Source organism: Flavobacterium sp., assembly GCF_035760125.1.
Classification (GTDB): Bacteria; Bacteroidota; Bacteroidia; order Flavobacteriales; family Flavobacteriaceae; genus Flavobacterium.
The window spans coordinates 1-11,610 of the sequence record NZ_DASTTN010000356.1 but is presented as its reverse complement, the minus strand read 5'-3'; the positions used below and the strand labels follow the sequence as shown (position 1 = coordinate 11,610).

The 11,610-nt window shown below is 32.2% G+C and carries 11 protein-coding genes and 1 pseudogene; 10 read left to right on the top strand and 2 right to left on the bottom strand.

What is annotated here, in order from left to right:
- Positions 1-118: 118 nt before the first annotated feature.
- The 3 genes from gap to VFS71_RS12755 all read left to right on the top strand — a co-directional run bounded on the left by gap (position 119) and on the right by VFS71_RS12755 (position 2,483).
- Complete coding sequence (gene gap / locus VFS71_RS12765; protein WP_326401678.1) at positions 119-1,123, top strand: type I glyceraldehyde-3-phosphate dehydrogenase; 1,005 nt, start codon at positions 119-121, stop codon at positions 1,121-1,123.
- A gap of 129 nt (positions 1,124-1,252) precedes the next feature.
- Entirely contained in the window at positions 1,253-2,104 is an 852-nt protein-coding gene (locus tag VFS71_RS12760) for an N-acetylglucosamine kinase (protein ID WP_326401677.1), read from the top strand.
- Between the two features lie 4 nt (positions 2,105-2,108).
- Positions 2,109-2,483 (top strand): methylglyoxal synthase, encoded by a 375-nt coding sequence (locus VFS71_RS12755; RefSeq protein ID WP_326401676.1) that lies wholly within the window; start codon positions 2,109-2,111, stop codon positions 2,481-2,483.
- Here VFS71_RS12755 and VFS71_RS12750 read toward each other — a convergent pair.
- Both VFS71_RS12750 and VFS71_RS12745 read right to left on the bottom strand, forming a co-directional pair.
- Positions 2,464-2,844, bottom strand: coding sequence for a RidA family protein (locus VFS71_RS12750; protein WP_326401675.1), 381 nt, complete (start codon positions 2,842-2,844; stop codon positions 2,464-2,466). The genes VFS71_RS12755 and VFS71_RS12750 overlap by 20 nt on opposite strands.
- 22 nt (positions 2,845-2,866) lie before the next feature.
- Positions 2,867-5,593: a putative LPS assembly protein LptD gene (locus tag VFS71_RS12745; protein WP_326401674.1), complete on the bottom strand. Its 2,727-nt coding sequence runs from the start codon at positions 5,591-5,593 to the stop codon at positions 2,867-2,869.
- 77 nt (positions 5,594-5,670) lie between these two features.
- Here VFS71_RS12745 and VFS71_RS12740 point away from each other — a divergent pair, with 77 nt between their 5' ends.
- The 7 genes and pseudogenes from VFS71_RS12740 to VFS71_RS12710 form a co-directional block, all read left to right on the top strand.
- Positions 5,671-6,822, top strand: coding sequence for an N-acetylmuramoyl-L-alanine amidase (locus tag VFS71_RS12740; RefSeq protein ID WP_326401673.1), 1,152 nt, complete (start codon positions 5,671-5,673; stop codon positions 6,820-6,822).
- A 55-nt stretch (positions 6,823-6,877) separates the two neighbouring features.
- Positions 6,878-7,837 (top strand): MlaD family protein, encoded by a 960-nt coding sequence (locus VFS71_RS12735; protein ID WP_326401672.1) that lies wholly within the window; start codon positions 6,878-6,880, stop codon positions 7,835-7,837.
- Between the two features lie 5 nt (positions 7,838-7,842).
- A pseudogene (locus VFS71_RS12730) lies at positions 7,843-9,177 on the top strand (4Fe-4S dicluster domain-containing protein).
- An 86-nt stretch (positions 9,178-9,263) separates the two neighbouring features.
- Positions 9,264-10,055, top strand: a complete 792-nt coding sequence (locus VFS71_RS12725; RefSeq protein WP_326401671.1) for a (Fe-S)-binding protein — start codon at positions 9,264-9,266, stop codon at positions 10,053-10,055.
- 135 nt (positions 10,056-10,190) lie between these two features.
- Positions 10,191-10,673: an ABC transporter ATPase gene (locus VFS71_RS12720; protein WP_326401670.1), complete on the top strand. Its 483-nt coding sequence runs from the start codon at positions 10,191-10,193 to the stop codon at positions 10,671-10,673.
- Between the two features lie 141 nt (positions 10,674-10,814).
- On the top strand, positions 10,815-11,306 hold the full coding sequence (locus tag VFS71_RS12715) for a phosphatase PAP2 family protein (protein ID WP_326401669.1): 492 nt from the start codon (positions 10,815-10,817) through the stop codon (positions 11,304-11,306).
- 86 nt (positions 11,307-11,392) lie between these two features.
- On the top strand, positions 11,393-11,610 hold a 218-nt coding region (locus tag VFS71_RS12710; protein ID WP_326401668.1), incomplete at its 3' end, for a DUF6660 family protein.

Sequence of the window (11,610 nt, the reverse complement as noted above, 5' to 3'; positions counted from 1 at the left end):
CTAGAACAAGCAATAAAAGGTCATAGTGAAATCGACATGGAATTACTACGTGTTTCTGATATCATGTCAATTTAAAGAAAGAAAAATAAAATAAAAAAAATAATTTAAATTTAATACAATGTCAAAAGTAAAATTAGGAATAAACGGATTTGGAAGAATTGGAAGAATCGTTTTTAGAGAGTCATTCAATAGAGATAATGTAGAAGTAGTTGCAATCAATGATTTATTAGATGTAGATCACTTAGCTTACTTATTAAAATATGATTCAGTTCACGGTCGTTTCGACGGAACTGTAGAAGTAAAAGAAGGAAAACTTTATGTAAACGGAAGAAATATCCGTATCACTGCTGAAAGAAATCCTGCTGACTTAAAATGGAATGAAGTTGATGTTGATGTAGTTGCTGAATGTACAGGTATCTTTACAACTATTGAAACTGCAAATGAGCACATTAAAGGTGGTGCCAAAAAAGTAATTATTTCTGCTCCATCTGCAGATGCTCCAATGTTTGTAATGGGAGTAAACCACGAAACTGCAAAAGCTTCAGACCTTGTTGTTTCTAACGCTTCATGTACTACAAACTGTTTAGCTCCATTGGCTAAAGTAATTCACGATAATTTTGGAATTGTTGAGGCTTTGATGACAACTGTTCATGCTACAACTTCAACTCAAATGACTGCTGATGGTCCTTCTAGAAAAGACTGGAGAGGTGGGCGTGCTGCTGCAATAAATATTATTCCTTCTTCAACTGGTGCTGCAAAAGCTGTTGGGAAAGTAATTCCAGAATTGAATGGAAAATTGACTGGTATGGCTTTCCGTGTTCCTACTGCTGACGTTTCTACAGTAGATTTAACCGTAAAAGTTGCTAAAGAGACTTCTTACGAAGAAATTATGGCTGTTTTGAAAAACGCTTCTGAAACAACAATGAAAGGTATCTTAGGATATACTGAAGATGCTGTTGTTTCTCAGGATTTTATTTCTGATAAAAGAACTTCAATCATTGATGCTACTGCAGGAATTGGTTTAAATTCAACTTTCTTCAAACTTGTATCTTGGTATGATAATGAATATGGATATTCAAGTAAATTGATTGATTTATCTGTACATATTGCAGGTTTAAAATAATCTATATTTTTTTACAAAATCCCATTATGTAAAATTAATGGGATTTTATTTTTTTGTTCTATTAAATGTTTTTCTCACAGGAGGTGTTTAAAATGAGGAACAAAATTCATAACCAATAAACCAAATAATATGAAATTAATAGTTGATAGTGGTTCTACTAAAGCAGATTGGATTGCAATAGATGATGATGGGAAAGTTATGTTTACCACACAAACATTAGGTTTAAATCCTGAGATTCTAAACGGTGATGAGATCGTTGATCGCTTGAATGACCGTTTTGATATATTACAAAATAAAAAAACAGCCACACATTTGTTTTTCTACGGTGCTGGTTGTGGTACAGAAAGAATGAAAAGCATGCTTTCTCAAATTTTTAAAACTTATTTTCCAAATGCAATTGTAGTTGTAGAGGAAGATACTTATGCAGCTGTTTTTGCTACAACTCCAAAAGGTGAAAAAGCAATTGTGAGCATATTGGGTACCGGTTCAAACTGCAGTTATTTTGACGGCAAAGTTTTAGAACAAAGAGTGCAATCATTAGGCTATATCGTTATGGATGATTGTAGTGGTAATGTTTTTGGAAAACAATTAATCAGAAAATACTATTTTAATAAAATGCCAAAAGAGTTGGCTGATGTTTTTGAAAAAGAGTATGATGTTACTCCTGATTATGTTAAAAATAAGTTGTACAAAGAGCCAAATCCAAATGCATATCTTGCCACTTTCGCGAAATTCTTAATTCAAAATAAAGACCATGAATTTTGCAGAAAAATAATTTTTAAGGAAATGAAATCTTTCATTAAAAATTATATCAAGCAATTTGAAAATTGTAAAGAAGTACCTGTACATTTTGTAGGTTCTATTGCTTTTTATTTAAAAGATGAATTAGCAGAAATTTTTGAAAAACACGAATTACAATTAGGTAATGTATTAAGAAGACCTATTGATGGTTTGATTGCTTATCACGTAGCAAATAATTAATAATATGGAAATCGCAATTATTGCTCATGACGGTAAAAAAGAAGATATTGTTAAGTTTTTAATTAAAAACCGCGAGGTGTTACAGCAAGAAAACATACAATTTATTGCAACAGGAACAACTGGTGGAAGAGCTGAAGCTGCTGGTTTCAAAACTAGAAGAATGCTTTCGGGTCCATTGGGAGGTGATGCTCAAATTGCTGGAAGAGTTGCCGAAGGTAAAACACAGATGGTTTTATTCTTCAAAGATCCTCTTTCAAGTCATCCACATGAGGCAGATGTTAATATGCTTATACGTGTTTGTGATGTACATAACGTGCCGTTGGCAACTAATGAAGCAACAGCACAATTATTGATTAATGCTATAGCACAGCAATCATAGATATTTCTACATTTACATTTTTTGGCAAACAAGCCACTTGAACCGTTTCACGAGCTGGAGCGGTTTTTTCATTAAAATAAGATCCATAAACAGAGTTAATGCTTCCAAAATCATTCATATTCATGATGAAAATGGTAGTTTTCACAACATTCTCAAAAGTCATTCCAGCTGCCTCAAGAACGGCTTTCATGTTTTCCATCACCTGTTTGGTTTCTGATTCAATGTTATCTACTACCAATTCCATAGTAGTCGGATTAAGTGCAATTTGACCAGAGGTATATAAAGTATTCCCTTTTAATACAGCTTGATTATATGGTCCAATTGGTGCAGGGGCTTTTTCAGTGTAAATTATTGTTTTCATAACTTATGTGTTTAGAGTTATTCTATTGATTAGTAAGTTTTCGTTTTTCCCATTTAATGTCACTTAGTACACCAGATTTGATTCCAATGAAAAAATTCCAACTGGCACTATCTCCAAAAGGAGTCCAGTTGAAAGCCATTCTCCAGCTCATTAAATCTCTCTCAAAACGAAGTTGTGTAAAGGTAACACCCTTTTGGACAAAATCATATCCTGTAGAAATTCCTGCTTTCCATTTTGGTGTTAAATCGGCATTTGCAGAAATCATAATAGAATTTCCAGTTATTTTTTTCTCTCTATTATTGTTTCCGTACGTCAAGGAATAAGCAAATGTCATGTCCCATGGTAATTTTGATCTAAAGAATTCTGAAACAACATCTTCTCCTTCATTGTCCTCGTCAAACTGGCTTTTTCTAATATTATTAGCATCAATATTTGATCCAAATAAATCATCTTCACGCCCTCCGTTTCTTTTACCTTGATCGTTTTTGTCTTTTTCTTTTTTCTCTTTTGAACTTGATATTGAATAATTCATTGTCAAATTGGCGCTTGTCATTCTGAAAAGACTTCCTCCATTATTGATATTATAAACATTTATTCTAGTACCGGAATTGTCAATTGCGTATGGATCCAAGGTTGCTCCAAAATTTGCACTCAATTTATTGTCAAAAAATTGAGTTCCACCGCTTACTCTTACTGGAGCCCAAGCAAGTTCTTTAGCATCAAAATTATAACTGGTTGAAAAATTTAAATTATTAAGCAGCATTATTTTTTTAGCTTCAGTTTTGGTACTATCCTTATCCGCTACTTTTGCTTCAAATGTATTGCTAAGATTGAAACCTACAAAATTAGAACTATTCATTCCAGGAGTACCATACATACCTCCTTCAAATCGAGTGTAGTCTTTTTGCATTGTGCCACTACCATCAGTTGCATAAGTGTCATAATATTTCTCAAAACTTGGAGTATAACTATGTGAAATAGCTGGGCGCATTACATGTCGAATAGATTTTATTTTTTTGTCTTCTCCAAAATTGAATGTACCATAAATTGTAGTTCCAACACTAGTTGAAGAAGAATACGTCCTAAAAGAGTCAAATCCTTTTACATCAGTGGTAACAACAGTACTTAATTGGTCGTCATAATGTTTGTTGATTGTATTGAAATACCAAACTTCTTCATAGTTTAAAGAAGAAGAAACGCTAAAATATTTGAAAATTTTGAAGTTAGTACTTACTGGAATTGTCTGTTGGAATCCAAGTTCTCCATCTCGGAACATTTCAGGTTTAAAAAACAATGAATCGGTTGTTACAAAGCTGTTTTTTCCGTTTAAATTGTATTGTAGGTTTATGTTTTTGAAGATTCCCTTTTTTGCTCCGTCATTTATTGCGAACGGATAAATACGATCTAAGCTAAACTGTAGCGTAGGAAGAGTCATGTTGATCACTTTTGTATTCGTATTTTGCGAATGGGTCGCAGTTAGTGATATTCTACTTTCTGGAACTGAATGGAATACTGTGCTATACGATATGGAGGAACTCAAAGTATTGTTTAATGAAGATCCTACATTGATTTGATTAATTGTTTTTTTGAAATATTCACTACTTCCTAAATTCACAGAAGCTGAAAAAGTGGAATTTGGATTAGCTTTCGAATCTTGAGAATGCGACCATTGAATGTTGTAAATTTTAGTTTTAGAATAATCTGGATATCCTCTTTCACTGATGATATTGTTCTCAAATCTAATATTGACATTCCCTTGATAATGGTATCGATTGGCATAAGAGGATTGTGCATTTATACCGTAACTTCCATTAGTATAGTAATCTCCAAGTAGCGTTAAATTATAATGATCGCTTAAAGCAAAATAATATCCTCCATTTTGAAGTGAAAAACCTTTGTCGTTGGAATCATTATAAGATGGTAATATAATCCCCGAAGTACTCGTTTCTTTTGAAAGAGGGAAATAAGCAAAAGGCAAAAATATTGGCGTAGGTACTCCTTCAATTACCATATTGGTGAAACCTGTAACTATCTTTTTACCAGGAATAAATTTTATTTTATTGGTCTGAAAATAATATTCGGGATTATCTACATCTTTTGAAGTGGTAAATCGTGCTCCTTTTAGGAAATAAACAGAATCATTTTCTTTTTTTGTTATGGCCGCTTTTACGTTAAATTCTCCTTGTGTAGATCTTGAATTCCAAATTAATGCTTTTTTTGTTTTAAAATTAAAACGAATTGAATCGGGTTCGATGACATTTGAACCTTGCTTGAAATTTGGAAATTGAGTGTAATTGCCAAGTGAATCTTTTATTCTTCCAGCATAAACCTCATTTTTTTCATAATCCATTACTATAATACCCGATTTTAATTCAACATCTTGGTAATATAATTCGGCTTTATCGTATAAAGTAATGAGTTTCTTTTTCTGTTCAATCTTTGTATAATTTTCCGCTTTGTATTTTACCTTGCCATTAAGGAAGTTTTTTTTAACCTTAATAGTGTCTAGTTTTATGGTGTCAGTAGGTGATTCAGCCAAAGGATTTTTAATATTATCTTCTTGGATCGGTTTCTTAACTTCTTGTTTCTTAGAAGGAATTGCTGTTTGTTTCTTTTTTATATCTTGTGAATATAAATTAGAACATCCTAAAGATAGGAAAATTGATAGTAAAACGATATTAAATAAGTTTGTATGCAAAGGTTTAAATGCTATTTTTGTAAAATGAAGACTCGAATATTCGCGTGCCAAAATTACTATAATTTTTTGGCAAAAATAATCAAATCATAAATTTATAACGGAAGTCTTATAATTAAATTAACTAATAGATGTATATATCAAAAAAAATAAAAATTGCATTCACATTTTTATTAGTGATGTTGGCAGTCGATTCGTATAGTCAATCCAATGATTTTAAAGTTACTTTAGATGCTGGTCATGGAGGTCATGACTTTGGTGCTAATTATAATGGACGAGTAGAGAAAAATATTGCATTGGCTATTGTTTTAAAAGTTGGTAAAATTTTGGAATCGTACCCGAAGATAGATGTTATATACACAAGAAAAACAGATGTTTTTATAGATTTGATAGAGCGTGCCAATATTGCCAATAGAGCTGATTCCCATATTTTTGTTTCTATACACTTGAATGCTAATAAAAATACCGCTGCAGATGGTACCGAAACCTATGTGATGGGTATGAATAAGATCGCTTCAAATCTCGAAGCTGCCAAAAAAGAAAATGCGGTAATCACAATGGAAAAAGATTATAAGCAAAAATACGAAGGTTTTGATCCAAATTCTCCCGAAACAATGATTGGTATGACTTTGATGCAAGAAGAATATTTAGATAATAGTATTTCATTAGCAGGTAAGGTAGAAGATGAATTTGCAAAACTAGGTAAGAAATTAAGACATGGGGGAGTGAAGCAAGCACCATTTATGGTTTTACATAAAGCGTATATGCCAAGAGTTTTGATTGAAACTGGTTTTATATCTAATCCTGTTGAAGGTGATTTATTAAATTCTGAAGAGGGGCAAAATGATATTGCTAGAGCTATTGCTAATGCTATAATCAGTTATAAATATGATTATTTTGGAGATGGAGGAGCAGAAACTTTTGGAGAAAAACCTTCTCAAATCCTTAAAGAAAATCCTGTGAAAAGTTCTGAAATTCCAGAGGTTAATAAACCAGAAGTAGATAAAGGAATCATTAAAAAAGACACTCTAGGTTCAATTTATAAAATTCAGCTTTCGGCCAGTAAAAAAAAGTTAGCATTGGAACCTAAAAACTTCAAAGGCTTACAAAATGTGAAACTTGTTTATGAAGATAATATTTATAAATATTTGTATGGTGAAATCTCAGATTATGAAGAAGCCAAGAACCAATTAAATGATGTGAAATCCAAAGGATATAATTCAGCTTTTTTAATCGCATTCAAAAATGGAAAAAAAATAAGCATTCAGGAAGCAATCAAATAATACTTATAAATTCGAATATTTTATATTAAATTTGCCCATTAAAAAAACAAAAATTTTGAAAATTACAAGAGAAATAAAAACTGCCATTTTAGTTATCACATCAATCTTATTATTCCTCTGGGGATACAGTTTTTTAAAAGGAAAAGACCTTTTTAATAGTTATAAAACTTTTTATGTTGAGTATGCAAACGTAGAAGGGCTTGCACCTTCTGCTCCAGTAACAATCAATGGACTAAGCATTGGAAAAGTGAAAACTATTACGATTAGTGAAAAAGGAACTTTATTGGTAGAATTACAAATAGATACTGATTTCCCAATTTCAAAATCAAGTACGGCTACAATTTATGACGCCAGTCTTATTGGAGGTAAGCAAGTTGCCATTCATCCAAATTATACAGACAAAATTATCGCCGAAAATGGAGATTATCTAACGGGTAATGTTGAAGTTAGTCTTATGGCTTCTTTAGGTGATAAGGCAGCTCCAGTCATGACTAAAGTTGAAAAATTAATGACTAGTGCTGATAAATTAATTACAAGTTTTAATTCCGTTTTAGATGCAAAAGGACAAGCAGATTTAAAAAAGAGTTTAGCTGAACTTAGTGCTACTATGGAACAGTTTCATAAGGTGGCTTCAAATGCTAATGTGATTTTGGATGAAAATAAAGGACAGCTGAAAGGTGTGGTTTCTAATTTCAATAAAGTCTCTGATAATTTTGTTAAAATTTCAGATTCATTGAATAAAGCCGATTTAGGTCTTACTGTTAGGAATTTGAATGCTACATTAAGTAAGGTAGATGGATTAATGAAAGGTTTAGAATCTGGAAAAGGAACTATGGGTAAATTGCTGAAAGACGAAGCCTTATATGCTAATTTAGAAAAAACTTCCAAAGAGCTGGAATTACTTTTACAGGATGTAAGATTAAATCCAACTCGTTATGTAAATGTTTCTGTTTTTGGTAAGAAAAACAAACCATATGTTGCTCCAAACGATTCTATAACAAAAGTTAAAAACTAGTATTTATGAGTTACCTTAGTAATGTGTTATTTGCCATAGTATTGATTATTGGATTCGGGTATTTTTATTCGAATGTAAAAAAAATCATTAGGAATATTAATCTAGGTGTTGATGTTAATCGTAAAGATAATGCAAAAGCACGTTGGAGAAATATGGCAATGATTGCTCTTGGGCAATCCAAAATGGTAAAAAGACCCGTTGCTGGAATACTACATATTATAGTATATGTCTGATTTGTTATCATCAATATCGAATTATTGGAAATTATTATTGATGGTTTATTTGGAACGCATAGAATTTTTGCTCCTATTGGAGTTGTATATGATATTTTAATTGGCTCTTTTGAAGTATTAGCTTTTTTAGTCTTATTTGCAGTTACTGTATTTTTGATAAGAAGAAATATCGTTAAACTGAGAAGATTTATTCATTCTGATTTAAAAGGCTGGCCAAAAAGCGATGCTAATTACATCTTGTATTTTGAGATTACTTTAATGACTTTGTTTTTATTAATGAATGCCTCTGATTTTCATTTGCAAAATGTACCTGGAGGTTTTTCACATTTTATAAAAGCGGGTTCTTTTCCAATAAGTCAATTTATTGCTCCTATTTTCAACGGAATGTCTAATGAATTGGTGATGTTGTTGAATGAAGGATTTTGGTGGTTGCACATCGTTGGGATTTTGGTTTTTATGAATTATTTATATTTTTCAAAACACCTACATATTTTATTGGCTTTTCCAAATACTTATTTTGCTAATTTAAATCCTCAAGGACAGTTCGATAATTTGGCTTCTGTGACTGCTGAAGTAAAATTGATGATGGATCCTAATGCTGATCCATTTGCGGCAGCGCCAGTTTCTGAAAATGAAGCTCCAAGTAAATTTGGTGCCAGTGATGTTCAGGATTTAAACTGGGTTCAATTGTTAAACGCCTACACTTGTACTGAATGTGGTCGTTGTACTTCCTCTTGTCCAGCCAATCAAACAGGAAAAAAATTATCTCCTCGTAAAATTATGATGGATACAAGAGATAGATTAGAAGAAGTAGGAAAAAATATTGATGCCAATAAAGGTGTTTTTGTGCCGGACAATAAATCTTTATTGAACGATTACATAACTCCAGAGGAATTGTGGGCTTGTACTTCTTGCAACGCTTGTGTAGAGGAATGTCCAGTAAATATCAGTCCGCTTTCTATCATTATGGATATGAGACGTTATCTTGTAATGGAACAAAGTGCCGCTCCAATGCCTATTAATGCGATGATGACCAATATCGAGAATAATGGTGCGCCGTGGCAATACAGCCAACAAGACCGATTGAATTGGAAAAACGAAAATTAGTCTTATCTCGTTTTTATTATAAAAAAAAATATAAAACACATCTAAATTAAGGCTTTTGCCTTTGTTGTGAAAAAAATACAAAAGTTATGTCAGAAAATTTAATTGTGCCAACAATGGCCGAAATGCTTGCCCAAGGAAAACAACCAGAAGTTTTATTTTGGGTAGGTTGTGCAGGAAGTTTTGACGATAGAGCAAAGAAAATAACAAAAGCATTTGTGCGAATACTAAATCGTTCCAATGTTTCTTTTGCCGTTTTAGGTGCAGAAGAAAGTTGTACTGGAGACCCAGCAAAAAGAGCTGGAAATGAGTTTTTGTTTCAAATGCAAGCCATGATGAATATCGAAGTGCTTAACGCTTATGAAGCAAAAAAAATTGTTACTGCTTGTCCACATTGTTTTAATACTTTAAAAAATGAGTATCCGGAATTAGGAGGACATTATGAAGTAGTACATCATACAGAATTTCTTAAATCATTGTTAGATTCAGGACGTTTGACTATCGAGGGAGGACAATTTAAAGGGAAGCGTATTACTTTCCATGATCCTTGTTATTTAGGCCGTGCCAATAATGTGTATGAAGCGCCGAGAGATTTAATTCAGAAATTGGATGTTGAATTACTTGAAATGAAACGTTCAAAAGCAAATGGCTTATGTTGTGGTGCAGGTGGAGCGCAAATGTTTAAAGATGCAGAACCAGGTAATAAAGAAATTAATGTAGAAAGAACAGAAGATGCTCTTGAAACAAAACCAGATATTATTGCTGCAGGCTGTCCTTTCTGTAACACAATGTTGACTGATGGAGTTAAAAACAAAGAAAGAGAAGGAGATGTTAAAGTAATGGATATTGCCGAATTGATTGCCAACGCTCAGGATTTGTAATGAGCAGTTGTGAATAAATTATTTTGCATCAGAAAGTAATCTAAACCAAAAATCTGCGTTTATTTCTTATTAGAAGCTAAATGCTAAAAATTAAAAATATGCAGTTAAAAACTGCAATCTTAAATAATAAATACCATGTACGTTCCTTTTGAAAATTTACCCGAAGAATCTAGAATTTGGATTTATCAATCGAATAGAAAATTTTCGGATGCCGAGTTTTCTGAAATCGAAACTGATTTGCAATCTTTTCTTAACGAATGGGCGGCACACGGAACTAGTCTTGAATCTTCGTATTTGTTGAAATATAATCGTTTTATTATTATATCAGTAAATCAAGAAGTTCAAGCAGCAACAGGATGTTCGATTGATTCCTCAGTTGAATTTATCCAAAGCTTAGAAAAAAAATACAATGTTGATTTGTTGGATAAAATGAATGTAACCTTCAAATTGGGAGAACACATTGCTCACAAACCATTGATTGATTTCAAAAAAATGGTAAAAGACAAAGCAGTTACCGAAAACACAATTGTCTTTAATAATTTGGTTAACAATATCGAAGAGTTTAATGAATCTTGGGAAGTTCCCGCAATAGACAGTTGGCACAGCCGATTTTTTTAAATCAATAAGAAAGTCAATATGTCTAAAATTCTTCCCCTTTTTGCTTTCTTTTTTTGCTTTTCAATTTCAAATGCCCAAAATTCGGATATAGATCTTTTAAAGAAAATAAATTTAAATAGAAATACAAATCTCGAATCAACAATGATTGGGATTACTAATAGTGCCATGCCGGTAAGCATTGGTACTCCTATTATTATTTATGCAGTCGGATTAATTGAAAAAGACAGTACTACAAAGAAAAAAGCAATTTTCATTGGTGAATCTTTAGCAGCTTCGACATTTATCTCTTTGGCGTTAAAAAGTATTACCAAAAGAGATAGACCTTATGTTACTTATCCGGAAATAGATAATGTTACAGAGGAAGCTAGCTATTCTTTTCCTTCGGCTCATACTTCAGCCGCATTTGCAACAGCAACCTCATTGAGTATGGCTTACCCAAAATGGTATGTTATTGCTCCGTCTTTCTTATGGGCTGGTGCGGTAGGATATTCCCGTATGTACTTGGGCGTACATTATCCAACCGATGTTTTGGCTGGAGCAATTGTAGGTAGTGGTTCTGCCTTTTTGTGTTATAAATTGAATAAGTGGATTAATAAAAAAAGAACTCCTCACCAGAAAAAGCTTTGGGAGTAATTATTTGGTTCTGACTATATTCGATTTACTTATATTTAGCTTTTTAAATTTATTTTATTTTAATTTTAAAGCGTATTTTTGTTTTTGTGAAATGGACTAGTACGATATTGTCAATTGTTTTTTTATTGCTTTCCTGCTTGCCTTGTGCAGATAAGGATGCTAATAGTTTACCACATACTCTTGTAGAAAAAAGTAGTTCAGAGCATAATCAGGATAATGATGCTTGTTCTCCATTTTGTATTTGCAATTGTTGTAGTTCTCATGTTTTTGCTTTCGACAATACTGTTAGTAGTCTTGATTTTGT

Coding starts and splice junctions, on each gene's coding strand:
- VFS71_RS12720 (WP_326401670.1), top strand. CDS start 10,191: ATGTACGTTCCTTTTGAAAATTTACCCGAAGAATCTAGAATTTGGATT.
- VFS71_RS12725 (WP_326401671.1), top strand. CDS start 9,264: ATGTCAGAAAATTTAATTGTGCCAACAATGGCCGAAATGCTTGCCCAA.
- VFS71_RS12760 (WP_326401677.1), top strand. CDS start 1,253: ATGAAATTAATAGTTGATAGTGGTTCTACTAAAGCAGATTGGATTGCA.
- VFS71_RS12715 (WP_326401669.1), top strand. CDS start 10,815: ATGATTGGGATTACTAATAGTGCCATGCCGGTAAGCATTGGTACTCCT.
- VFS71_RS12750 (WP_326401675.1), bottom strand. CDS start 2,844: ATGAAAACAATAATTTACACTGAAAAAGCCCCTGCACCAATTGGACCA.
- VFS71_RS12755 (WP_326401676.1), top strand. CDS start 2,109: ATGGAAATCGCAATTATTGCTCATGACGGTAAAAAAGAAGATATTGTT.
- gap (WP_326401678.1), top strand. CDS start 119: ATGTCAAAAGTAAAATTAGGAATAAACGGATTTGGAAGAATTGGAAGA.
- VFS71_RS12740 (WP_326401673.1), top strand. CDS start 5,671: ATGTATATATCAAAAAAAATAAAAATTGCATTCACATTTTTATTAGTG.